This is a genomic window from Paenibacillus sp. SJS-P3 (assembly GCF_056711585.1).
In genome coordinates this window covers 1,105,586-1,128,214 of record NZ_CM160043.1, presented here as the reverse complement: position 1 = coordinate 1,128,214, position 22,629 = coordinate 1,105,586, and the positions used below count along the sequence as shown (strand labels likewise).

The following is a 22,629-nucleotide window of genomic DNA, read 5'->3' as shown; positions in this document are numbered from 1 at the left end:
ATTTAATGCAATAGCTGCCTTATTAACGGCAACGTGCGCAGCCGCCACAGCGTGCGCAGCCGCCGCAGCGGACACAACCGCCGCATCCGCCGCATCCGCCGCATCCACCGCATCCGCCAAATCCGCCGCAAACGCCGACACAAAAGCCGATGCAAATGCCGACACACAGACGAGCATTATTAGGATCCACTTGACCTTGACCTGCATTCGGAGTTATGCCGCTCACTTTGAACGCATCCATATTCAAATTTTGAAGATCGTTCTTAAATTCATTCATCTTAGTAGCCTCCATTATCTGTTCATGTGAAGATCATCGGCACTTACAAAAAAGGAAATGAAAATGAAAACAGCAACTGGTCCTATGCCGATAATCGTTCATGAAATATACGTATGAAAAAAGCTCCGCAGGTGTTACTAATCCATTCACCTACTTGCTCTGTTCACCTCGATAAAACCATCACAAGCCTGTATAATAACAACCAAGAAATACTAATTCACGAGAAACGGAAGTGCTCCCTTTGGACCCATACGACGCTTTATTGCAACCATTGCTGCAAGAAGAGACGGACCTTCAGTTCTCTCTTTTCACGAACGAAACCGCATACAAGGTTGGAACTAGCATTATAGAAAAAGCGTTGCTAGAGAACAAATCGATCGTCGTCGATATTCGAAAAAACGGCGAGTTGTTATTTTACAGCAGAATGGAGGGCACATCTTCTCATAACGATGAATGGGTGTCATGGAAAAATAACGTTGTCCATCACTTCGGCCATAGTTCCTACTATATGCACATCCTGATGAAATCGACCGGTTCAACGGTGGAAGCCTCCGGTCTTGATCCGGATAATTACAAGGCTGAAGGCGGCGCCTTCCCGTTGCGCTTGGAAAATGAAGGAATCGTAGGCACCATAACGGTATCGGGACTGCCTGGCGAGGAAGATCATTCCATGGTTGTTTCTGTGTTGAAAGAATTGCTCATGTGAACTTGTGAATGATAGGAAAGAAAACAATCCTTAGCAAGATAGAAAAAGAGAGGGGCCCAGATTGGGCCCCTCTCTTATGATGCTGCTCTCCCAGAAACCTCAACAAAGGATTGCGAGAAATCATAAGCCGCAAAAGCAGAAGCCTGGAACAAAAAATCCCGATTGCGGCTGTCCATAAGGGTCTGAATTTCATCCTCAAATTCTCCCCCTTACAAATTATTAATGTTTACAACGTAGGACATTTGATCAGTCGTCCCCTTTTTCAGGGCAACAACCAAAAGATTCTCTGAATCGATCCATGAGAAGGTATCGATAACATATCCTGCGTCAGGGGAAACAACCTTGGATGCGGCATTCTCAGGATCGCTGACAACAATAAGGTTCGTATTAAAAGAGGTGGGATCGGGATAATTCAGCATGGCAAATTTCGAGGATGTATGGTCAGCCAGGATCATATCGATCCTTCCTACTCCTTCAACCAACGACAACTCTTTCTTAGAGTCAAGATTGACTACTTTGACGCTCTTGAGCTCAGGATTGACTAGGTACGGATAGGCAATCACGCTCTCCAGGCTCACGTTGTTTTGGACAACGCATTGCTTCCGATTTTCGAGATCAACGCCGATGATCGTGTTCTGTGAACGGATAAAGGCTTGATTTTCTTTTCCCCATCCCAAGAATTCAAAGCCGCCGGAGTAGGCTGGAAACTCTTCCCGGGTCTTAAGGTTCTTCACCCATAGCTGTCCATCGCCCTGACCGTTTTGAACGGCTTCACGGTTGGAGAAGTAAACCATGAAATCCCCTTTCTGGCTGACACGAGCGCGATCGCCCCAAACGAGAGGGAGATCCTCTATTTTCTTCTTTTTCAAAGTTTCCCTGTCATATCCGCCAACGGTATCCGACAGTATCTTCGAAATAGTGCCGGAAGCCAGGTCTAGTCCATACAGGGAGCCATCGTAGCCCAGTATATATCCGCTTTCATTTGCGATGGGAGTGAGCACATACCCTTCTCCGCTGTCAGGCAGCACGACTTCTTTTTTCCCGTTTTGTACGGAAGAAAACTTCAATTGAATCTTTTTACCGTCTAGATCAAAAGCAATGGTCTTCTCCGTTTTATTTTTATCCACCTCGATTCCGGCATCCGTAAGTCTTGCAGCATGGGGCTCATGTTGTTTGGCAGCCTTGCCGGACACGGGATCGATATAATCAACGATGGCTTTTTGGGCAGCCTGGTCGTTTTCAGAGAAAATCACGCCATCGAAGAATTTGAGAGATCCTTGAACTTTATCCGGGGAAGCCCCATATGCAGCTCCGGCTCCTGCAGCGAGTACCAACACGATGCCTGAGAAAAGAAATGCCTTCTTTTTCACATTGCTTCGCTCCTCCACTAACGGATTACAATCTTCAAAGGGATGGCCGCGCGTAACCACCTAATTTGTCGATCTATAAGTTAACAACGGACTGCTCGGTCTAGTTGCAGGATAAAATTAATTTTTACCACATTTCCCCTTTTGTCCTGCGTCGATCGCTCACCGCATTTTTTTCACTGGTGGTAAGAGAAAATAAAGCTGTTTAATCGTGTCGTTGATTTGACCCGATTTTTTACTGGCTCATCAAGCTCCATTTTAATTTAAAGTTCTTTAATGGATTATTCATCCCCACACAATGGTTATGCATAAATGAAAATAGAGTTCTTTAATCGCTGCATAAATCTTTTGCTTCCCGGAACAATTAAACACACGAAAAAACGAGGTAATCTCTAAAAGAGATACCTCGTTCGTTTTACATGATATTAATATTTATCGCTGCCGAGCTGCTAGTTGGCACAATAAACTTTATTCAGAACCTAAGGAAATAGATTGTCTCCCATTAATCTTGTACCTTATTTTACTCTCTAGTCTATTAAACGACTCTTCAACTATGTTTTAGATGGTGTGTGATCTATCATCCATCCAGTCAGTCACCGCCCCAGTATGTGAGTCAATAACATGTAATAGAAATTAGACTGGATGTGTTGATCTAGCGCCGATCGTCGTTGTTGGAGACCGTCAGCTTCAAATAGATAAGTGTTAGACTTGGCTTGTATACAGACACAGCGGCAGCCCTGGAATGAAAATAATGTCCTAGACTGCCGCTGTTTGATTGAACTAATGCTCCCCGTTAGTTTAAAAATGGATACGGAGCTTGTTCTACTGACATTTTCGAAGGCATTTGAAAAGGAGAAAGACGTGACCAGACTGATCGTTCACAGCGATCAGGGAACCCAGTAAACGTCATACAAGTACCACGCATGCTGCCAAAGGGTTGGCGCACAAATCAGCATTTCTCGCAATGGAATGCAGAAAGACGGCACCGTCTACGGTGCCGTCTTTCTGCATCTTGGCATGTTCCAGGCGTCCGCCTCCAGCTCAAGGCTCCTCGCCCATAGCGATGCCGACTCGAATTCATCCAGTACGGCAGAACGTTCCATCATGAAGCAAAACTCCTTAGCCTCACAGAGCTTCATAACCAGAAACCCTCTGCAAAAATTGAATGGCACGCGGGCTGCGGGGATTGCCGATGACCTCGGCGGGCGGCCCCTGCTCCACGACGACGCCTCCGTCCATCAGCAGGACGTGGTCCGCCACATGCTCGGCGAATTTCATCTCGTGGGTGACGATGACGAGCGTCATCCCTTCCTTGGCCAGCTGCCGGATGACCTTGAGCACTTCCCCGACCAGCTCGGGGTCAAGCGCTGAGGTCGGCTCGTCGAACAGCATGACCTGGGGATCGACAGCCATGGCCCGGGCGATGGCCACCCGCTGCTGCTGCCCGCCGGACAGCTGATGCGGGTAGGCATCCGCTTTGTCTCCCAGCCCGACCTTATCCAGCAGATCTTCGGCTCGGCGGCGGGCTTCGGCCTTCCCTCTCTTGTAGACGGTCACCTGGGCTTCCATGATGTTCTGGGCCGCCGTCTTGTGGGGAAACAGATTGAATGACTGGAACACCATGGCGGTCCGCTTGCGCAGGGCGACAGCATCGGCTTCCTTGACCATCCGGCCTTCTCCGAAGGAGAGGCTGGCTCCAGAGACCGCCATCTCGCCTCCATCCGGCTTCTCCAGCAGGTTGAGGCAGCGCAGCAGCGTCGACTTGCCCGATCCGGACGGGCCGATGATGGCCATGGTCTTGCCCTTGTCCAAGGTGAGATCGATCCCCTTGAGCACTTCCAAGGAACCGAACGACTTGCGCAGATTTCGTACTTCGATCATAGCGTTGTTCATGGCAACCTCCTCCTAACTCGCCGAATATCGCGACAGCCGCCGTTCCAGCCAACCTTGCAGCCACGAGAGGACCGTACAGAATAGCAGATAGATGACTCCCACCAGGCAATACACCAGCAGCGGCTCATAGGTTCTGGCAACGATCTGCTGGGAGAGCTTGAACATTTCCAAATACGTAATGCTACCCGCCAAGGACGTATCCTTCAGCAGGCTGATGAAGGAATTGCTCAGAGGAGGTACGGAGACGCGGGCGGCCTGCGGGATGATGATGCGCCGCAGCGACTGTCCCCTCGTCATGCCGAGCGAGGCAGCCGCCTCCCATTGGCCCTTGGAGATGGACTGGATGGCTGCCCGCACGATCTCCGAGCTGTACGCTCCTACGCTCAGCGTGAAGCCGATCGTGGCAGCGGTGAACGGATTCAAATTAATGCCCGCATAAGGCAGGCCGTAAAAGATGATGAAGAGCTGAACCAGCAAAGGCGTGCCCCTGATGACCCAGACGTAGAATCGGGCCAGCAGCCTCAGTGGAGCGACGGAGGAGAGCCGCGCCAAAGCGGTGAGGACCGCGACGATCATGCCAAGAATGAATGAGACCAGTGTCAGAGGAATGGTAAAAGCCACCCCTGCTTTCAGCAGGGGCAGCAAGGAGTCAAGCAGGATGTCGATTTGTCTTTCGCTCATGTGATCAACTTCCCTTGAACGATTATTTGGATACGTCTTCTCCGAAGTACTTCTCGGAAATCTTCAGGTAGGTGCCATCGCTCTTCATGCCGGAGATCGCGTCGCTCACGGCTTTGACGAATCCTTCATTGCCTTTGCGGATCAGAGCGGCGCTCTTGGAGGCTTCCGCTTCCTCGGCGACGACCTTGATGGGAAGATCCGGCTTCTGCTTCTTCAGGTCGAGGAAGGAGAGCGAGTCGTTGACCGTGGCGTCGATGCGCTTGGAGGCGAGCAGGTCGATCGCCTGGTTGAAGCTTTCCACGGATTCGATGGTCGCTCCATTTTCTTCGGCGATGGCCGCCAGGTTGCTTGATAGCGACTGTCCGGCCTTCTTGCCCTTCAGATCGGCGAACGACTTGATGTCACTGTTGTCCTCGCGCACGATCAGCACGGCCTTGGAAGCGATGTAGTCCTCGGAGAAATCGTACTTCGCCTTGCGCTCGTCGTTGATGCCGACCTCATTGAAGATGATGTCGAAGCGCTTGGCGTCCAGACCCGCGATCAGGGAATCCCAAGGCGTTTCGTAGAACTCCGGCTTCAGCTCCAGACGCTTGGCCACTTCCTCGGCGATCTCGACGTCGAATCCGGTCAGCTTGCCCGAAGCGTCGTGGAAGGTGAACGGCGCGTAAGTGCCTTCCGTGCCGATGCGGAGCTTGCCGCTGGCCTTGATGGCTTCCCAGGAGTCGGCTGCCGGCTCCGTCGCTCCGGATTCGTTCGACGCCGGGCTGGCGGACGGCGAGCCTGCTTGGCCGCCCTCGTTTTTCGCGCCGCAAGCGGCGAGCATAAGGACGGCAACTATAAGAAGCAAGGATGCGAGTGGTTTTCTTTTCATGATCATACTTCCCTTCAAATATACTTTTGACTCAACTCCATGCAGTCTACAGCTCTCCCGCAACAATGTCAAATATATTCCGATCAATTTAATCGGATATTTTGATTATATCCTTTTCCGGATTAATTTACAGCTTTCCCTTATCGTTGCGATTCATGCTGCAGGTCCAAGTACAACTTATAATGTGCGATAGTGGCTCACCTAAACCGTCGACCGACAAGGCGCATGCAGATCAACATCGGACCTCAGAGGTTTAGGGGAAAGGCTAAAAGTATGGCTATCGAGAACTAAATATTGTTGGGTAAAAAATATCCCTCTAGTAGCACCAATATCAACAATTGGTACAACCATGAGGGATATTTCTACTACTCACCTTATTCTTGCAGTTCCCTCGCGGCTTGTCCGTTTTTCATTGACGCTTGTTGTTATCTACGGTTAAATCATGTTTATACGTCCACTAAACAACTTTATTTTCAATTAAAGAACTCTATTTTCAGTTAAAGAACTTTATTTTCTCTCGCCAGCTGGACTTCGACATACGCCGAGATTCTCTGTTTGTAATAGAATTGTAATATTTCCTTCAGCTAGGGTTCAGTAAGCGGTTTTATACTACTATCAGACCCCCCTTATTCATATATTCTCTCTGGGCCCGCGAGCAATCGCGGGCCTCTTTTTAGTTTATCGCAGCTTATTTTCTGTCGCTGGCTCCCGGCAACGGCAGCCTTCTTATCCACTTGCGCAGGTTCAGCCAAGGAGGTATAGCTATGGAATCCATCAAGCCGTTTCCAAAGAAGAAGGATTGGACCACAGCCGGATCCGGCTGCAGAAGGTGAGGGCGCTATAACCGCCCCCCTGCCTGTCGGCTGTGGCATAGGCCTCCAACATCAAAAAAGGTAACGGAGCAGAGCCACTCCGTTACCTTTTACAATCTTTTTTGCATTTCCTATTTTGCATTTACTTTTTTAGATTTACTTTCTTGCACCGCTTCCGCGAACTGCCGCGCCCGCTCTTCCATGAGATCGAACCGGCCCTCGCGAGCCCATTGCAGATTGACGATCTTGCTACCCAAGCCTACGGCATCCGCTCCCGCCCGTAAATAATCCCCGATGTTGTCCAGATCGACGCCGCCGGTCGCCATCATGGGAATATGATTCAGCGGAGCTTTCAGCTCCTGCAGGTAATGGTGGCCGAGGGAGGCCATCGGGAATATTTTGACCGCCTCCGCCCCTGCCTTCCAGGCTCGGACGATCTCGGTAGGCGTCATGACTCCCGGCCATACGGATATGCCTTCGGCACCGCCGAAAGCGACCACTTCCTCGTCGAGGCTCGGAGAGATGAGGAACTGTGCGCCGGCGGAAGCCGCTTCCCTCGCCTGCTTGAGATCCAGCACCGTTCCGGCCCCTATGTAGGCATGGCCGTCGTAAAGCTCTCTCCAGCGGGAAAGGATCGCCAGAGCTCCATGCGTATTAAGCGTGACCTCCATCAGGGAGATGCCGCCGCGGATCAGCGCTCCTGCCGCAGCATCCGCTTCCTTTGCTCCGATACCCCGGAATATCGCGACGATTTTTTCCTCCAGAAGCACATCAAGCAGCTTGCCCATCGGATTTATGCTCCTTCCCCGTCCTCGGCTTTCTCCCAGTAGTCGTACAGGATCTTGGCAAATAAGTTCGGAAAGGCATAATGGCGCATGTCGCCAGGTCCGATCCAGCGGTATTCCGGCGGCAGCGCAGGTGAATCTCCGGCAGCTGCAGCATTCACGCCTTCCGTCGCGCTCTGCGCCGCTGCTGCAGACTCCTCGGAAGCCGCATAGGCTTCTCCCGCCTCGGCTGCGGCGCTTGCCCCGCGAGGCCATGCTCCTCTGCTGGTTCCGCCAGCGCTTTCGGACGGGTCCAGCTCGGCCAGGTACACGCGCATCGTCCAATGAAGATGGCTGAACGTATGCTCCTCCGCTCCCCACCAGCGGCGGGGAACGGCCGTCAATCCGCTGTCCTCGCGCAGCAAGCGCCGCAGGTCGCCGGCATCGGCCGCCTGGCGCTCCACCGGAGGCTCGGCGAGCAAGTCCGGCTTGCGGCCTCGCTTGGCGGGACCGGCTCCGGGCTCGTCCAGCAGCACATGCGGCAGCTCCCAGAGGCTTGCAAGCAGACCGGTATCCGGGCGCTGGCGGATGAGGACGCGGCCGGCATGCTCGCCGGTGCCTTCAATGACGGCGGCGAGCCGTACTTGAGGCTTGGGAGGTTTGGCCTTCGTCTTGACCGGCAGCTCCAGCTCGCGCCCGGCGATGCGGCCCGCGCAGTGGACCATGACGGGACAGGTCAGGCAGCCCGGCGTCCGCGGGGTGCATACGAGCGCGCCCAGCTCCATCAAGCCCTGATTGAAATCCCCCGCTGCTCCATCGGGGATGAGCGAGGCGGCCAGCTTTTCCATTCCCACACGGGTAGAAGGCTTGGCGATATCCTCGTCGCGGTTGAAGTAGCGGGACAGCACGCGCATGACATTGCCGTCGACCGCAGGCTCCGGACGGTTGAAGGCGATGCTCATGATCGCCCCGGACGTATACGGCCCTACACCCTTAAGCGAAGACACTGCTGTCTTGTCATCGGGAATCGAGCCTCCGTGAACGGCCATGACTTCCTTGGCCCCGGCTTGCAGATTGCGGGCTCGGGAATAGTAGCCGAGGCCCTCCCAGTGCTTGAGCACATCCGCTTCCGGTGCCTCCGCCAAATCCGCAAGCGTCGGAAACCGGCTCATGAACCTCTCGTAATATGGAATTACCGTATCCACTCTCGTCTGCTGCAGCATGATCTCCGATACCCAGATCCGGTATGGATCCCGATTGCTCCGCCATGGCAGCACCCTTCGATTCTGACGGTACCAGATCAGCAGTTCCCTGCTGAAATAAGCCGATGAGCTTCCGTCCTGGAGGGCAGCTTTGTATTCTGTCATTCGTATTTCGTCTCTCCTTATTTGAAGCTGTTTCCGCTTTTCCGCTAGAAAATGGAATAGATCGCTGCCGTCCTTCCGCACCCGATGGCTTCATCCAGCCAGCCGAACTCTTCGTTGAGGGAGTGGAAGCAACCCTGACGATTGCTTGCAACCGGCTTTTCCATCTTGATGGAAGAACCCGTCTGGTGCTCCTCATCCGGCTTATCCATCTGGATGAAAGAACCCGTCTGGTGCTCCTCATCCGGCTTTTCCATCTGGATGGAAGAACCCGTCTGGTGGGCCTCATCCGGCTTTTCCATCTTGATGAAAGAACCCGTCTGGTGCTCCTCATCCGGCTTTTCCATCTTGAACAATCGCGTTTCCTCCATCAGCTGCCTGTAGCGGCGCGGGGAAGTCCCTATCAGCTGCTTGAACATCCGCGAGAAATAAGGGCTCGTCAAGCCGACCTCGCTGGCGATGTCCCGCACCGGCAGCGTGCTCTCGTCAAGCAGCTTGCGGGCATGCTCCATCTTGCGCTGGTTGACGTATTGAATCGGCGTGCAGCCGGTGAAGCTGCGGAATAAGGAAATGAAGTAGTTCGGATGCAGATACATCTGACTGGCGAGGTCGTCGACCGACAGATTGTCAGCCGGATGCCGCTCGATATAATCGAGAATCTCCGAGAATCGGCTCAACTCGGATGCGGCAGCGGCGCTTGAATGCCCTTCCAGCCCTCTTTGCAGAAAGGCAGCGACGAGTTCCATAATGATGGCTCTTGCCATAAGCTCGTCTGTCATGCTTCCGGACAAGGAAATCAGGCGCCGGAAATGACCTTGGAGCTGATCCGGCTCATCCACAGCTGCAGACAAGGGAAGCTGCAGGGACTTGAAAAACTCTGAGCTGCCGGCATCCAGCACGAATCGAACCCAGTAGCAGCGAAAAGCTTCGCCTTTATCGACAATATAGTTCTGCTTGGTTCCCGGAGGAATGCAGTACATGCGGCCGGGTCCGGCTTGAAGGGTCCGATCGGCCGCATTCAGGCTCACAGAGCCTGTAATCGGCAGCGCGAGACAATGATGTCCCAGACTCGAATTTTCTATGACGCTCCCAGGCTTCCATTCGCTTCTTGCAGCCATAACATGGATGACTTGCATTTGCCGAAGCCGGGTTTGAAGGATTAGATTCATTGGTTTATCCATTGCCAATACTCCCGGAACTCGTGTTGGGCCGACAGACCCATGAAGCTGTTCCATTGCTAATTATACGGAAATCTTCCTTAGAGTGGTATCATTCTAAGAAAGGAAACGTCTGACAGCGATGGCTGGCCGTCCTCCGAGAGGCTATAATGGAACCGATAAGGAGGAATGCGCTATGCGCTTATTCGGCCTGGCGGCCTTTGCCGCCGCATTGCTGCTGTTGTCCGGATGCGGGTCCTCCGGCAACGAAAGCACGGGCTCCGCCCTGCAGGGACCCAAAGAAACCGTCACGCTGTACAAATCGCATTGCCTTTCCTGCCATGGAGCGGACCTCAAGGGCAGGATGGGTCCCGACACGGATATCCATGATGCGGGGAGCCGCCTGACGCAGGAGAGGATTGCTGCGCAGATCGGCAGCGGCGGGAGTCTGATGCCTCCCTTCAAGGACAAGCTCACCCCGGAGCAGATCGATAGCCTGACCCAATGGCTGAAAGAAAAAAAATGACTCCAGACGACAAAACGCCTGCCGTCCCGATCGGGGAGGCAGGCGTTTGCTATCTGGAGCTAAAGCTTGGAAAAGAAAAAGCTAGACGCTCTCCATGACCGCAAAAGCGGAGGCAAGCCCTCGCTCATGGGTGATGCTTACATGCAGCAGCGGCTGCCCAGCGAGGCCGAGCGCCTGCCATGTGTGCAGCGACAGCTCGCAGACCGGCCGGCCCGTGGCGGAACGCAGCACGTGGATGTCGCGGAAGCCGCAGATGCTGCCGATGCCGCAGCCAAGCGCCTTGGAGACGGCTTCCTTGGCGGCGAAGCGGCCGGCGACGAACTCGGCGCGTCTGCGGCCCGCCAAGCCCGCCGCTTGCTCCCTTTCGGCCGGAGCGAGAATCCGCTCCTCGAACCGTCTTCCGGACGATCCGCCCAAAAGAGCCTCGATCCGGTCGACATCGCATAGGTCGTGGCCGATTCCGATGATCATGAAGGCTAGGTTGTCCCTAGATTCCCGGAATCGTCGTGCGCTTATGCTCGGTCTTCAAATACTGCTTCTCCAGCAGCTCGCGGACTTCGGGAGCCACTTCCCGTCCTTCGAGGTAAGCGCTGTTGTCGTCGTATTTGATGCCGAGCTCGCCTTCGTCCGTCTGGCCTTCCCATAGTCCAGCTGTAGGAGCCTTCTCCTGGACGCTGGCCGGAACGCCGAGCACGGCCGCCACCTGGCGGACCTGATGCTTGTTCAGCGTGCTGAGCGGCGTGATGTCGACCGCTCCGTCGCCCCACTTGGTATAGAAGCCGGTAATCGCTTCGGAAGCATGGTCAGTGCCCACGACGAGCAGGTTCAGCTCTCCCGCCAGCGCGTACTGGGCCACCATGCGCGTGCGCGCCTTGATGTTGCCTTTGACGCCGCGGTTCACGTGACGGGACATGCCGATGGATTTGAGCCCGTGCTCAACCTCAAGCGCAATCTCGTCGACAGCTTCCTGGATGTTGGTCTCCATGCGGTGGGTGAGCTGGAAGGCATCGGCGACCTCATAGCTGTGCGAAATGTCCGCTTGCTCGCCGTAAGGCTGGAACACGCCGAGAGTGATGTACTCCCGGCCGGATTCCTGCGACAGCTCGTCGGTCGCTTTTTTGCATAATCCCGCTGCGACGGCGCTGTCGATGCCGCCGCTGATGGCGATCAGCAGTCCCGAAGCGCCCGCTTTTTTCACGTAATCCTTCAGAAAATCAACCCTGCGGCGGATTTCCTGTTCCGGATCGATGCTTGGCTTGACGCCCAGCTTGGCAATGATTTCCTGCTGAAGACTCACGGGGATTCCTCCTGGCTTAAGGGAAATGGATTAGCGGCAGAAGCGGTCGAACGCGCTGGACAGATCCGCGGAAATTTCAGCGGCGGAGCGGTTCTCGATCTGATGCCGTTCGATGAAATGCACGAGCTCTCCATCCTTGAACAGAGCGATGGAAGGGGAAGACGGCGGGTACGGCGCGAAGTATTCGCGAGCCTTGGCTGTCGCTTCCTTGTCCTGGCCGGCGAACACCGTGTACAAGTGATCCGGAGTGATGTCGTGGTTCAGCGCGTCGGCAACGCCTGGACGGCATTGTCCGGCTGCGCAGCCGCATACGGAGTTGATGACGACAAGCGTGGTGCCCTTGGCATCCGGAAGCTTTTCCTCCACTTCCTCGGGCGTGCGCAGCTCCTGGATTCCCAGACGGGTCAGCTCGTCGCGCATTGGCTGGACCATATCGAACATGTATCTTTCAAAAGACATAGACATCTTTGTTTACCACCTCTCGGAGAATAATAACCTTCTCCACTATTATAGCGCATCCTGCACCGATTGGGAAAACCCGCTGCATGGCTTGCGTCTGACGATGCCAATAGGAAAAGGCCGCTTCGGCGGCCTCCATGCTTGCAGCTCCGAAGCGGCCGGCAATTCCGGACGTTGACGTTATTCTTCCTTGCCTGCATCCTCGTCGATGCCGCTCAGGGCGTTGTGCTCCGGGTGGCCGAAGCTGCCCGGACGCGGCTCGATGCCCTGCTCGAAATAATCCCGGTTCTCCTCCGTCAGGAAGCCGATGTCCTTGAACGGATGCACCCATTCGTCTCCCGCCATCAGAGACGGGTCCGTCTCCTCCGACCACTGCTCGAGAGGAGACGCCGCCGACACATAATCGTGATCCCCGATCACGACTCCGTGCTCGTTGACGAACGGCTCGCGGGTCCCGCGGCCTGTCTTGAATTCGGGACGGAACTCCAGCTCGTAAGGATCGAGCTCCGGCTGGTCCTTGCCCGGCATGGCCTTAAATTGAAGGACGGTTCGGTCCGTCCAGCTTTTTGTCGTAGCCGGCCGCTTCCGGGGACTTGCTGGAGCGGTTCTTGGCTGCAGCGCTCTCCTGCTGCAGCTTTTCCTTGGATTCGTTCTCGTTCTTGCTCATGGCAATTCAGCTCCCGTCTCATGATGGGCAGCCCGCCTTAGGCAGGCCGCTTCAGCTTATGATGCATCAAACGATGCCGCGTTATGCCGTAGCGCCGCCGCCTTGGACCGAATCGGGAACTTCGAACGTAATGATGAAGGAAGTGCCTTGCCCCGGTACGGATTGGACTTCGATCCTGCCGTTGTGGCGCTCCGCGATGCTGAGGCACAGCGGCAGGCCGAGTCCGGTGCCGCGGGCTTTGGTCGTATAGAACGGCTCGAACAGCCGCTCTCTCTTGTCCTCCGGAATGCCTTCGCCAGTATCCTCGACCCGCAGCTCGATGTTTCTGCCGCTCTGCCGGGTGCTCAGCGTCAGGATCCCTTTCTCGCCCATCGCTTCCATGCCGTTGCGGGCCAGATTCAGGATCAGCTGCTTGATCTCCTTGTCATTGAGCTCCAGAAGCGGAATCGCCTCGGCAAAATTCAGCTCGATGGACTGGCCCCTCAGATTGGCGTCCGCCCATAATAGAGGAAGAAGCTCATTGATGACATGGTGCAGGGAACCGACCTCCTTGGCGATGACGCGGTTCTGGGCAAGCGAGAGGAAGTCGTTGATGATGGAATTGGCCCGGTCAAGCTCCTCGATAATGATCCGGAAATATTCCTGCTGGCTGTCGGGGCTGCGCTCGCGCATCAGCTGGACGAATCCGCGTATGACAGCCATCGGATTGCGGATTTCATGCGTGATGCTTGCGGCCATCTGTCCGACGAGGCTGAGCCGCTCCATTTTGCTGAGCTCGTTGCGCAGCTGGTTGAGCTCGGAGATGTCCTGGATCATCATCGCTGCGCCCGGAGCGTCTCCTGCCTGCAGGTCCAGGATTGGGAAGGCTGTCAGCAGATAGACGCGATCGCTCTCCTGATGAATCTGGGAAGGCACCGGAGTCCCGTCCAGAGCCGAATCGAAGAGGATGCGGCAGCTGTCGCGATCTCGGAAAAAGGATTCATAGCTGATTCCCGCAAACTCCAGCTTGTCCCTTCCCTTCAATGCTTGCCCGCTGAAACGTATTGCCGCATCATTGATATGCGAAAGCCTGCCGTCACGATCTACGATGACGGTTCCCATAGACATCTGGTCGACGAACTGCTGGAGCTTATGGACTTCGTTCATGTAGTTGGAGGACATTCGCCTTAGCTGGATCTGCAGCTGATGATGCTCCACGACTTTGCTGATCGTGTACAGCGTCAGCGCCGTCACGATTCCGTATATGCAGCCGATTCCGGCGAGAGCCGCGAGCCCGCTGTTCAGCCCGTCCGGTTCATATGTCCGTAAATACGATATGTATGTGCCGGCATAATAAAGAAACGCCAGCGCCATCAAGGTAAAGGTGATGCGTAATTTATTCTTCATCCGCGCTCGCTGGAACGGGCGGACCGTCAGGAGAATAATCGGGATGAACAAGCTGATGAACAGGATGAAGCTGGTCGTTTCGTACGGGCTGTCCAGCCTGGAGATTTGCAAGCTGCCATAAATCACGCCCAGTACCGCGACGGCCGGATAGCCGCCATACAGGGATCCCAGAAACAGAGGGAGCAAGCGCAAATCGAGGTCAAATCCGTATTGGGTGCGGATGGACAGGGCAAAACATCCAACAAGGGACAAGCCGTACGCTGCGCAAAAGAAAGCGGCAGACTTCCGTTCGTGATTGATCCGGTACATCCACAGCTGGTAGACAAATATCGGCAGCAAGGAAACGAATGCTTGCAAAATTAGTTTGTCCCACATCAGAGCACGAGTTTCCCCCTTCCGCACCTTCGATAACTCCGATTAAAGCACAGGTGGCGATATTTGACAATCAACGATTGTAAGATTCTGGCTCATGCCGTCGATTTGATTCATCCGCTTCATTTATTTGGGACGGAAAGGAGCTTTTTTTCGGATGAACTCCCGTTATGTCCATAGCCGTTTTCCAACTGTTCCGGGAATCTGTTAGAATCAGTGGTAATCTGCGAACAGATTGAATACGCCTGTCCGCATGCGGCAGAGAAGAAGGAGCTTTCATCAAGCCATGTCCAGCCAGGAATTTTATGAAGTCATCGTCATCGGAGGCGGTCCTTCCGGACTGATGGCCGCGGCAGCGGCCGGGCACGCAGGAGCCGCCACGCTGCTCCTCGACAAGGGAAGCAAGCTGGGACGCAAGCTCGGCATATCGGGCGGGGGCCGATGCAACGTGACGAACAACAAGGAGCCGGAAGAGCTGATCCGCTATATTCCGGGAAACGGGAAATTCCTCCACAGCGCTCTCTCCAGCTTCGGCAGCCGGGAAATCGCAGCCATGTTCGAGGGACTCGGCATCCGTCTGAAGGAAGAGGACAGAGGCCGGATGTTCCCTGTATCGGACAAAGCCAAATCGGTCGTTGACGCATTGGTCCGCCACGTAGGCGAGGGAGGGGTCGCTGTCCGCACGAACGAGAAGGTCGCGGGAGTGCTGTTCAAGGACGGCAAGGTCAAGGGCGTCCGGCTGACCGATGGACGGACGATCTCCTCGCGGGCCGTCATTGTCGCCGCAGGAGGCAAGTCCGTTCCTCATACGGGATCGACAGGGGATGCGTATCCTTGGGCAGAGGAGGCGGGGCATACCGTCACGGAGCTCTACCCGACCGAGGTCCCTCTCACCTCGTCTGAGCCGTTCATCCGCAGCCGGGAGCTGCAAGGCCTCTCGCTCCGAGGAATCGTCATGACGGTGTGGAGCGCCAAAGGCAAGCGGCTGACCGAACAGGAGGGCGACATGATCTTCACTCATTTCGGATTGTCGGGCCCTGCCGCTCTTCGCTGCAGCCAGTATGTCGTCAAGGAAAGGAAGAAAACATCGGGACAGCCGGTCAAAGTAACCCTGGATCTGTATCCGGACCGATCCGCCGATGCCCTCTATGCCGAGCTGCTCGGACTGGCAGCCAGCGAGCCGAAGAAGGCGGTCAAAAACGTGCTGCCCGCCGTCATGCAGGATCGAATGGCGGAATACGCCCTTCTCTGTGCGGACATCAATCCCATGACGACTTACGACAACCTGAACAGGGCGGCATGGATGGACTTCGCGAGGCTGCTCAAGCAGCTGCCCGTCATGGTGAATGGCACGCTCTCGATCGAGGAAGCTTTCGTTACCGGCGGCGGCGTCCATGTGAAGGAAATCAGTCCGGCCACAATGGAGTCCAAGCTGCAGCAAGGCCTTTACTTTTGCGGAGAAGTGCTCGACATTCACGGCTTCACCGGAGGGTACAATATTACCGCCGCCTTCACGACCGGGTACCATGCCGGCCGCAGCGCGGCGGAAGCGGTGCTGCGGCAACGATGATTGTCTTGAATCGCCAAAAAGGCCGTTCCGTTCTCCCGCCTATTGCACGGGCAGAGATCGGTGACGGCCTTTTTGGCTGTGCATGACGGGATGTCCTGCTCTAATTCAGTTGATTCAACATCGGTTCAGATGTGGACGTCTCCCGAAAAATAGTTGAGCGTGGCGTCCTGTTCAGGAAAAGCCTCCTCGCCTTCCATAGCTTCGTCCCGGTTGCGGAGGCCGGAATCGGCGCTGTCGCCGGGCAAGGAGGAATTCAGGGAGAAGCCCTCCTCCCAAGCGACCAGATCTTCATTGACCATATGCGCCGGAATCGTAATCGTGTCTTCCGGAACGTCCAGCTCGCCTCCATGGGCGAAGGCGATTTCAAGGGCGGACGTCAGGTCGTTGCCGTGGAGAGACAAGCGGATTTCCGCGTTGCCCGCAGCGACGGCATCGTATCCAAGCTCGCGAAGCGTCGATACGGCGACGGAAGCAGAGGCTGAATCCGTGAAGCGGAAGAGCAGGGAATGGTCATGGCGTTCGGTCATCGGGATCGGGTCTCCTTTTGGGATGTTTCTGGGCAGCATTACGGTAACCAATTGGCGATAAAAATATGAATGCCGGCCAGGATATCTCTCCAAATGGCCGTCCAAATCGGGCCGTTCAGCTGCTATCCTCTCCCGATCCGCTGCAAAAAGCCGCCGCCCCGGAAGATGTGATCTTCCATGGCGGCGGCTATAGGTGCGTTCAGCTTCTGAACGGCATGAGCGCCTCGCTCAATGATCGGGTCGCTCCGTACACCTGCTGGTATACCGGGAACAACTGCTCATATACTTCGGCTGCAGCGGCATTCGGCTCGTATGTCCGGCCTCGGCGTACGAAAGCCGCGGCGCAATCGCGCAGATCGCCGTACCAGCCGCAGCCGACGGCGGCCAGCATCGCAGCCCCCATGCCCGGCCCTTGCTCGTTGGCAAGCGCCGTTACCGGCACCTGGAAGATGTCCGCCTGGATCTGCAGCCACAGCGGATTGCGGGCGCCTCCGCCGATGGAGATGACGGCGCTCATCTGTTTCCCCGCCTCCCGGTACATATGAAGCGTCTCGTTCAAGGAGAATGTGATTCCCTCCATGACGGCCCGCGCCATATGGGAGCGGCCATGCGAGCCGTCCAGCCCGATGAAGCTGGCCCGGATGGCCGCATCCGCATGCGGGGTCCGCTCGCCGGCAAGATAAGGCGCGAACAGCAGTCCGCCGGCGCCTGCCGGCACCTGATCCGCGCCCTCAAGCAGCTCCTCGTAAGGCAAGCCGCCCATCAGCCGGCGGAACCAGCTCATGGAATAACCGGCGGCAAGAGTTACGCCCATGGAGTAATAAGCGTCCTTCTCCCCATGGTTGAAGAAGTGGACCTTGCCGCCGTAATCGCGCCCGCGATCCGATTCGTAGGACAGCATGACGCCGGAAGTGCCGATGCTGCACAAGGCCTCCCCTTCCTGCAGAATGCCTACGCCGATGGCGCCGCAGGCATTGTCCGCGCCGCCGGCGAATACGGCCAGCGGCCCTCGAAGCCGTGCCTCTTCGGCCAGCTCCGGCAGCAGAGCTCCCGTCTGCTCGGCAGACTCCGCAAGCGGCGGGCATAGCGATGCGTCCAGCCCGAATGCTTCCAGGATCTCCGCGCTCCATGCGCGCTCCGGCACGTTCAGCAGCAGCGTTCCGGCGGCGTCGGAGTAATCCATGCGGATCGTTCCGCACAGCCGGTAGCGGACGTAATCCTTCGGCAGCAGGAACAGCGCCGCCTGCCCGAAGATTTCCGGCTCCTGCTCGCGCACCCACAGAATCTTGGGCAGCGTGAAGCCTTCCAGGGCCGGATTGCGGGTAATGTCCAGCAGCTTGCCGCCGAGCCTGGCCTCGATCTCCCGGCACTGCGCCGTCGTGCGCGTATCGTTCCACAGAATGGCCGGCCGCAGCAGGCGATTGTCCTTGTCCAGCAGCACAAGGCCGTGCATCTGTCCGGAGAAGCTGATGCCACCCACAACTCCTGTCTTCAAAGCATCGGAAGCTCCGAGCTCGCCCAGCACAGCCAGCGTTCCCTCTACCCATTGCTCCGGATCCTGCTCGCTCCAGCCGGCCTTCGGGCTATGCAGCGGATATTCGCGAGAAGCTTCTGCCGCTACATTCCCTTCCCGGTCGACCAGCAGCGCCTTCACGCTGCTGGTGCCCAGATCGATGCCGATGACGTACTCAGACACGGAAGATCACTTCGTTCAGCTTCGCCTTGATCGCTTCCAGACGTCCGGAGGCGTTGACGATCGGGTTGTTCTGGAGCGCGTACTGCTCCAGGGAAGCCAGCGTCGCCCGTCCCGATACGATCTCTGCCCCGATGCCTTCTCCGAAGCTGGCGTATCGGTCCTCCACGACTTTGTCGAGAACCTTGTCCTCGATCAGCTTGGCGGCTGCCTTCAGCCCCCATGCGAAGCTGTCCATGCCGGCGATATGGCCGAGGAACAGATCGTCCAGCTCGAAGGAGCCGCGGCGGACCTTGGCGTCGAAGTTGACGCCTCCGCGTCCGAGGCCGCCTGCCTTCAGCACCTCGTACATCGTCAGTGTCGTGCTGTACAGGTCGGTCGGAAATTCGTCCGTATCCCAGCCGAGCAGCAGATCGCCCTGGTTGGCGTCCAGCGAGCCGAGCGCGCCGTTGATCGCCGCGACGCGGACCTCATGCTCGAACGTATGGCCGGCCAGAGTCGCATGGTTCGCCTCCAGGTTCAGCTTGAAGCGGTCCTTCAAGCCGTACTTCTGCAGGAACGAGAGCGTCGTCGCGGCATCGAAGTCGTATTGATGCTTGGAAGGCTCCTTCGGCTTCGGCTCGATCAGGAACTGGGCGTCGAAGCCGATCTCGTCGGCATAGGCGATCGCCATCTGGTACAGGCGTGCGAGGTTGTCGAGCTCAAGCTCCACATCGGTATTGAGGAGCGTCTCGTACCCTTCGCGGCCGCCCCAGAACACGTAGTTCTGGGCTCCGAGCTCTTTGCCGATCTCCAGGCTTTTCTTCAGCTGGGCTCCTGCATAGGCATATACCTGCGCGTTCGGAGCCGTACCGGCGCCGTGCGTGAAGCGCGGGTTGGTGAACATGTTCGCGGTGTTCCAGAGAAGCTTGCGGCCGCTCGATTTCATGCCGTCCTTCAGCAGGGCGACGATGACGTCGAGGTTTTTGTTCGTTTCCTGGAGCGTGTCGCCTTCCGGAGCGATATCCCGGTCGTGGAAGCAGAAGAACGGCAGATCCAGCTTATCCATGAATTCGAAGTTCGCTTCCGCGCGCGCCTTGGCGCGGTCCAGGCCGGCGAATTTGTCCCACGGACGAACCGCTGTGCCGGAGCCGAACGGATCGGAGCCGTCGGCTACGTACGTATGCCAGTAAGCGACGGCGAAGCGCAGATGCTCGGCCATCGTTTTGCCCAGCACGACCTCATTTGCGTTGTAATGCCGGAATGCGAGCGGATTGTCCGTGTCCCTGCCTTCGTAGCGAATGCTGCCGATTCCATCAAAATATCCCATGAATGATTGCCTCCCGAGTACGGAAATGTAAACGCTCTACGGAATCTAATTTACCATCGTTCAACTTAGTTTGTCTACTAAACAAACTAAGTTGTTTTTGGTATACTTAACGGAAGCGAATCCAAGCCGCATTTGTTTCCTCTCCCATCCGATATATACTTGTCTTGATCAGCAACCGGCCGCAGGCCGCAACATAGAAGGAGAGCTGCACCTATGAAACCGACTACCGCCACCGGAGATCCGGCAATGATCCGGCGCATCAATACGGGCATCGCGCTCGAAGCCGTACTGAAGCATGCCCCCTTGTCCAGAGCGGCGATATCCGAGAAGACGGGCCTCAACAAAGCGACGGTATCCTCCCTCGTGCAGGATCTGCTGGACCAGCAGCTCGTCCTAGAAACCGGTCAAGGACAATCGAGCGGCGGCCGCAAGCCGGTCATGCTTGTATTCAACAACCGGGCCGGACATACGGTCGGCGTCGACGTCGGGGCGAACTACATCCTTGGCGTGCTGACAGATCTGGAGGGCGCTGTCCTCGAGGAGATCAGGCGTCCTCATCAAGCCCGTTCGGCGGCTTCCATCATGAAGCTGCTGTTCGCGCTTATCGAGGAGCTTGCAGCTGTCGTCGAAGCCAGCCCTTACGGCCTCGTAGGCATCGGGATCGGCCTTCCCGGCATCGTGGACGAGACGGGAGCCCTGCTGTTCGCCCCGAATATGGACTGGGAGCCTACCGAAGTGGCCCGGCTGACGGAAGCCCGCTTCGGCGTGCCGGTGCGGGTCGACAACGAAGCCAACTTCGGCGCCCTCGGGGAGCAGGTATTCGGAGCGGGCTCGGGCATCCGTCATCTGGTCTACGTCAGCGCGGGCATCGGCATCGGGACGGGCCTCGTGCTTGACGGCAAGCTGTACCGCGGCTCCACCGGCCACTCCGGCGAGCTCGGGCATCTCTCCGTCGATTATGCCGGCCCGCCTTGCCGCTGCGGCAACCGGGGCTGCTGGGAGCTGTACGCCTCCGAACAAGCGCTGCTGGACAACGCTCTTCCTCTTGGATGCCGCACGCTGGATGAAATCATGGAACGAGCGAACGCAGGCGATATGGCGATCATCGATGTCCTGGAGCGCACGGGGGCTATGCTCGGAGTCGGAATCGCGACCATCGCCAATGTCTTCAATCCGGAAGCCGTGCTCATCGGGAACCGGCTGAGCCGGGCCAAGCGCTGGCTCGAAGTCCCGCTTGCCCGCGAGCTGGAGAGCCGCGCGCTCCCTTACCACCGCAGCCGCCTGCGCGTCCTGTTCGCGGAGCTCGGCGATGCGTCGGCCGTGAGGGGAGCCGCGCACTTGGCCGCAAGCGCCTTTTTGGACCGGGTCAAGGCCGGCAGGGTTCAGCTTCTATCTTCCATGTGAAATTCGTGCCCGGTGAACATCGCAGTTCTCGATGATCAAGCCGCTGCTTTTCCTGAAATTCCACCGATTAAAAGAGGCTGTTCCCTGCGTCAATGAGATGACGAAGGGAACAGCCTCTTTTTTTATTGCCGTTACACCGGCTTGACGAACAGCGAGTAGAGCAGCACCACCAGGATGAGGAGAGGTGCGACGTAGCGCAGCGTAACCATCCACGCCCTGTACCAGAAGCCCGTAAGGCCGGCTTCTTCCCCGGCCCGCTTCCAGGCATACCCGGTGAACAAGGTGACGACGAGTCCCCCGATCGGCATGAGCAGATATGCCGTGGAGAAGTCGAACCAGTCGAACACCGTTTTGCCGAAGATGAGGAAGTCGCTCAGCGAGCCCGTCACGGACAGCGCCGCCGGAATGCCGAGCACGAAGCAGACGGATGACACGATCGTGGCGGCCTTCTGGCGAGACCATTTCCACTGGGTCATGGCGAAGGCTACCGGCACTTCAAGGATGGACACGGCCGACGTCAGCGCCGCGATGGCCAGCAGGATGAAGAACAAGCCCCCGAAGAAGGCGCCGAAAGGCATTTGCGAGAAAGCCGCCGGCAGCGCCATGAACGCGAGGCCGACACCCTTGTCCGGCTGCAGCCCGTACGAAAAGACGGTCGGGAAGATGATCAGGCCGGCGATGAAGGCGTACCCGAGATCGCCGATGCCGATCGCGAGCGTCGCTTTGCCGAGCGACTGCTCCTTCTGCACATAGGAGCCGTAGGTCAGCATGCATCCCATGCCCAGGGATAGCGAGAAGAAGGCATGTCCGAGAGCGACCAGCACGGATTCGCTGTCCAGCTGGGCGAAGTCCGGCTTCAGGAAAAACTCGACTCCTTCAGCTGCGCCGGGCAGCGTGAGAGAACGGGCCATCAGAACAAGCAGGATGATCAAGAAGCCGGGAATCAGAATTTTGTTGAATTTCTCGATGCCGCCGGAGATGCCTCTGCCCACGACATAACCGCAGATGAGCATCACGACCGCTTGCCAGAAGATCGGCATGAGGCCGCCGGCGAAATCGGTGAAATGCGTTTCGTAGTTCATTCCCTTATGCGACAGGCCGCCGGTAAGGGAATCAAGCGTGTATTGGAACGTCCAGCCGGCCACGACGGCATAGTAGGACATGATCAGGAAGGCAGTCAGCACGGACAGGGCGCCGAACCATTTCCAGTACTTGCTGCCGGTCAGATTGAACAGCGACATCGCTGCGTTGCCCCGGCCTCCGCGTCCGATCGTCATCTCGGCCAGCAGCACGGGCAAGCCGACCGCAATCAAGCAAACGATGAAAAGAAGAAAAAAGGCCGCGCCTCCATGCTCACCGGTAATATACGGAAATTTCCACATGTTTCCCAGCCCGACCGAACTGCCGATCGCAGCCAGAATGAACCCTGACGAGGAAAAACGCTCTGCCTTATTCAAGGACCCGACGGGGGAGTTGCTTGATGACTGTTTGCTCATGGATGATTTGCCTCCAGCTTTTCATGTTGGT

The 22,629-nt window shown here is 56.7% G+C and carries 22 protein-coding genes; 4 read left to right on the top strand and 18 right to left on the bottom strand.

Annotated elements, in window-relative coordinates; genetic code table 11:
- Nucleotides 1-22 precede the first annotated feature (22 nt).
- A complete protein-coding gene (locus AC06G8_RS05085) occupies nt 23-241 on the bottom strand; it encodes a hypothetical protein (RefSeq protein WP_480285386.1) in 219 nt (72 codons plus the stop codon).
- Between the two features lie 277 nt (nt 242-518).
- On the opposite strand from AC06G8_RS05085, the gene AC06G8_RS05080 reads away from it, so the two are divergent.
- Nucleotides 519-983 carry a heme-degrading domain-containing protein gene (locus AC06G8_RS05080; RefSeq protein WP_447662623.1) on the top strand — a complete coding sequence of 155 codons (465 nt, stop codon included), beginning with the start codon at nt 519-521 and terminating at the stop codon, nt 981-983.
- A 209-nt stretch (nt 984-1,192) separates the two neighbouring features.
- Here AC06G8_RS05080 and AC06G8_RS05075 read toward each other — a convergent pair whose 3' ends face one another.
- The 7 genes from AC06G8_RS05075 to AC06G8_RS05045 all read right to left on the bottom strand — a co-directional run bounded on the left by AC06G8_RS05075 (nt 1,193) and on the right by AC06G8_RS05045 (nt 9,853).
- Nucleotides 1,193-2,353 (bottom strand): hypothetical protein, encoded by a 1,161-nt coding sequence (locus AC06G8_RS05075; protein WP_447662622.1) that lies wholly within the window; start codon nt 2,351-2,353, stop codon nt 1,193-1,195.
- A 1,122-nt stretch (nt 2,354-3,475) separates the two neighbouring features.
- On the bottom strand, nt 3,476-4,231 hold the full coding sequence (locus AC06G8_RS05070) for an amino acid ABC transporter ATP-binding protein (protein WP_447662747.1): 756 nt from the start codon (nt 4,229-4,231) through the stop codon (nt 3,476-3,478).
- 24 nt (nt 4,232-4,255) lie between these two features.
- A complete protein-coding gene (locus AC06G8_RS05065) occupies nt 4,256-4,924 on the bottom strand; it encodes an amino acid ABC transporter permease (protein WP_447662621.1) in 669 nt (222 codons plus the stop codon).
- 22 nt (nt 4,925-4,946) lie between these two features.
- Nucleotides 4,947-5,795: an amino acid ABC transporter substrate-binding protein gene (locus tag AC06G8_RS05060; RefSeq protein WP_447662620.1), complete on the bottom strand. Its 849-nt coding sequence runs from the start codon at nt 5,793-5,795 to the stop codon at nt 4,947-4,949.
- Between the two features lie 943 nt (nt 5,796-6,738).
- Nucleotides 6,739-7,395 (bottom strand): bifunctional 4-hydroxy-2-oxoglutarate aldolase/2-dehydro-3-deoxy-phosphogluconate aldolase, encoded by a 657-nt coding sequence (locus AC06G8_RS05055; RefSeq protein WP_480284608.1) that lies wholly within the window; start codon nt 7,393-7,395, stop codon nt 6,739-6,741.
- A 5-nt stretch (nt 7,396-7,400) separates the two neighbouring features.
- Entirely contained in the window at nt 7,401-8,738 is a 1,338-nt protein-coding gene (gene mutY, locus AC06G8_RS05050; RefSeq protein ID WP_480284607.1) for an A/G-specific adenine glycosylase, read from the bottom strand.
- 44 nt (nt 8,739-8,782) lie between these two features.
- Nucleotides 8,783-9,853 (bottom strand): AraC family transcriptional regulator, encoded by a 1,071-nt coding sequence (locus tag AC06G8_RS05045; RefSeq protein WP_480285385.1) that lies wholly within the window; start codon nt 9,851-9,853, stop codon nt 8,783-8,785.
- A 235-nt stretch (nt 9,854-10,088) separates the two neighbouring features.
- Here AC06G8_RS05045 and AC06G8_RS05040 point away from each other — a divergent pair, with 235 nt between their 5' ends.
- Complete coding sequence (locus tag AC06G8_RS05040; RefSeq protein ID WP_480284606.1) at nt 10,089-10,418, top strand: c-type cytochrome; 330 nt, start codon at nt 10,089-10,091, stop codon at nt 10,416-10,418.
- Between the two features lie 81 nt (nt 10,419-10,499).
- Here the strand turns inward: AC06G8_RS05040 and acpS are convergent, their stop codons facing one another.
- The 6 genes from acpS to AC06G8_RS05010 form a co-directional block, all read right to left on the bottom strand.
- Nucleotides 10,500-10,889, bottom strand: a complete 390-nt coding sequence (gene acpS / locus AC06G8_RS05035) for a holo-ACP synthase (protein WP_480284605.1) — start codon at nt 10,887-10,889, stop codon at nt 10,500-10,502.
- Nucleotides 10,890-10,905: 16 nt separating this feature from the next.
- Nucleotides 10,906-11,715 carry an ammonia-dependent NAD(+) synthetase gene (gene nadE, locus AC06G8_RS05030; RefSeq protein ID WP_447662615.1) on the bottom strand — a complete coding sequence of 270 codons (810 nt, stop codon included), beginning with the start codon at nt 11,713-11,715 and terminating at the stop codon, nt 10,906-10,908.
- Nucleotides 11,716-11,745: 30 nt separating this feature from the next.
- Nucleotides 11,746-12,180: a BrxA/BrxB family bacilliredoxin gene (locus AC06G8_RS05025; RefSeq protein ID WP_447662614.1), complete on the bottom strand. Its 435-nt coding sequence runs from the start codon at nt 12,178-12,180 to the stop codon at nt 11,746-11,748.
- A 174-nt stretch (nt 12,181-12,354) separates the two neighbouring features.
- Nucleotides 12,355-12,702, bottom strand: a complete 348-nt coding sequence (locus AC06G8_RS05020) for a DUF3905 domain-containing protein (RefSeq protein WP_480284604.1) — start codon at nt 12,700-12,702, stop codon at nt 12,355-12,357.
- A 4-nt stretch (nt 12,703-12,706) separates the two neighbouring features.
- A complete protein-coding gene (locus tag AC06G8_RS05015; protein ID WP_268802156.1) occupies nt 12,707-12,841 on the bottom strand; it encodes a hypothetical protein in 135 nt (44 codons plus the stop codon).
- An 81-nt stretch (nt 12,842-12,922) separates the two neighbouring features.
- Nucleotides 12,923-14,602: a two-component system sensor histidine kinase NtrB gene (locus tag AC06G8_RS05010; RefSeq protein ID WP_480284603.1), complete on the bottom strand. Its 1,680-nt coding sequence runs from the start codon at nt 14,600-14,602 to the stop codon at nt 12,923-12,925.
- A 283-nt stretch (nt 14,603-14,885) separates the two neighbouring features.
- Between AC06G8_RS05010 and AC06G8_RS05005 the strand changes: the two genes are divergently transcribed.
- Nucleotides 14,886-16,169: a BaiN/RdsA family NAD(P)/FAD-dependent oxidoreductase gene (locus tag AC06G8_RS05005; protein ID WP_447662611.1), complete on the top strand. Its 1,284-nt coding sequence runs from the start codon at nt 14,886-14,888 to the stop codon at nt 16,167-16,169.
- Nucleotides 16,170-16,294: 125 nt separating this feature from the next.
- On the opposite strand, the gene AC06G8_RS05000 is transcribed toward AC06G8_RS05005, so the two are convergent.
- The 3 genes from AC06G8_RS05000 to xylA all read right to left on the bottom strand — a co-directional run bounded on the left by AC06G8_RS05000 (nt 16,295) and on the right by xylA (nt 19,698).
- Nucleotides 16,295-16,696, bottom strand: a complete 402-nt coding sequence (locus tag AC06G8_RS05000) for a hypothetical protein (RefSeq protein ID WP_447662610.1) — start codon at nt 16,694-16,696, stop codon at nt 16,295-16,297.
- A 199-nt stretch (nt 16,697-16,895) separates the two neighbouring features.
- Complete coding sequence (xylB, locus tag AC06G8_RS04995) at nt 16,896-18,392, bottom strand: xylulokinase (protein WP_480284602.1); 1,497 nt, start codon at nt 18,390-18,392, stop codon at nt 16,896-16,898.
- Complete coding sequence (gene xylA / locus AC06G8_RS04990; protein ID WP_076359798.1) at nt 18,385-19,698, bottom strand: xylose isomerase; 1,314 nt, start codon at nt 19,696-19,698, stop codon at nt 18,385-18,387. The genes xylB and xylA overlap by 8 nt, the downstream gene beginning before the upstream one ends.
- A 213-nt stretch (nt 19,699-19,911) precedes the next feature.
- On the opposite strand from xylA, the gene AC06G8_RS04985 reads away from it, so the two are divergent.
- Nucleotides 19,912-21,102 carry an ROK family protein gene (locus tag AC06G8_RS04985; RefSeq protein WP_480284601.1) on the top strand — a complete coding sequence of 397 codons (1,191 nt, stop codon included), beginning with the start codon at nt 19,912-19,914 and terminating at the stop codon, nt 21,100-21,102.
- A gap of 131 nt (nt 21,103-21,233) precedes the next feature.
- Here the strand turns inward: AC06G8_RS04985 and AC06G8_RS04980 are convergent, their stop codons facing one another.
- Entirely contained in the window at nt 21,234-22,598 is a 1,365-nt protein-coding gene (locus AC06G8_RS04980; protein WP_480284600.1) for a sodium-dependent transporter, read from the bottom strand.
- Nucleotides 22,599-22,629: the final 31 nt, after the last annotated feature.

Excerpts from the sequence above, each read along its gene's own strand:
- AC06G8_RS05085 (WP_480285386.1), bottom strand. The coding sequence starts at position 241 with ATGGATGCGTTCAAAGTGAGCGGCATAACTCCGAATGCAGGTCAAGGT.
- AC06G8_RS05070 (WP_447662747.1), bottom strand. The coding sequence starts at position 4,231 with ATGATCGAAGTACGAAATCTGCGCAAGTCGTTCGGTTCCTTGGAAGTG.
- AC06G8_RS05065 (WP_447662621.1), bottom strand. The coding sequence starts at position 4,924 with ATGAGCGAAAGACAAATCGACATCCTGCTTGACTCCTTGCTGCCCCTG.
- AC06G8_RS05060 (WP_447662620.1), bottom strand. The coding sequence starts at position 5,795 with ATGAAAAGAAAACCACTCGCATCCTTGCTTCTTATAGTTGCCGTCCTT.
- AC06G8_RS05055 (WP_480284608.1), bottom strand. The coding sequence starts at position 7,395 with ATGGGCAAGCTGCTTGATGTGCTTCTGGAGGAAAAAATCGTCGCGATA.
- mutY (WP_480284607.1), bottom strand. The coding sequence starts at position 8,738 with ATGACAGAATACAAAGCTGCCCTCCAGGACGGAAGCTCATCGGCTTAT.
- AC06G8_RS05045 (WP_480285385.1), bottom strand. The coding sequence starts at position 9,853 with ATGGCTGCAAGAAGCGAATGGAAGCCTGGGAGCGTCATAGAAAATTCG.
- AC06G8_RS05040 (WP_480284606.1), top strand. The coding sequence starts at position 10,089 with ATGCGCTTATTCGGCCTGGCGGCCTTTGCCGCCGCATTGCTGCTGTTG.
- acpS (WP_480284605.1), bottom strand. The coding sequence starts at position 10,889 with ATGATCATCGGAATCGGCCACGACCTATGCGATGTCGACCGGATCGAG.
- AC06G8_RS05025 (WP_447662614.1), bottom strand. The coding sequence starts at position 12,180 with ATGTCTATGTCTTTTGAAAGATACATGTTCGATATGGTCCAGCCAATG.
- AC06G8_RS05020 (WP_480284604.1), bottom strand. The coding sequence starts at position 12,702 with ATGCCGGGCAAGGACCAGCCGGAGCTCGATCCTTACGAGCTGGAGTTC.
- AC06G8_RS05015 (WP_268802156.1), bottom strand. The coding sequence starts at position 12,841 with ATGAGCAAGAACGAGAACGAATCCAAGGAAAAGCTGCAGCAGGAGAGC.
- AC06G8_RS05010 (WP_480284603.1), bottom strand. The coding sequence starts at position 14,602 with ATGTGGGACAAACTAATTTTGCAAGCATTCGTTTCCTTGCTGCCGATA.
- AC06G8_RS05005 (WP_447662611.1), top strand. The coding sequence starts at position 14,886 with ATGTCCAGCCAGGAATTTTATGAAGTCATCGTCATCGGAGGCGGTCCT.
- AC06G8_RS05000 (WP_447662610.1), bottom strand. The coding sequence starts at position 16,696 with ATGACCGAACGCCATGACCATTCCCTGCTCTTCCGCTTCACGGATTCA.
- xylA (WP_076359798.1), bottom strand. The coding sequence starts at position 19,698 with ATGGGATATTTTGATGGAATCGGCAGCATTCGCTACGAAGGCAGGGAC.
- AC06G8_RS04985 (WP_480284601.1), top strand. The coding sequence starts at position 19,912 with ATGAAACCGACTACCGCCACCGGAGATCCGGCAATGATCCGGCGCATC.
- AC06G8_RS04980 (WP_480284600.1), bottom strand. The coding sequence starts at position 22,598 with ATGAGCAAACAGTCATCAAGCAACTCCCCCGTCGGGTCCTTGAATAAG.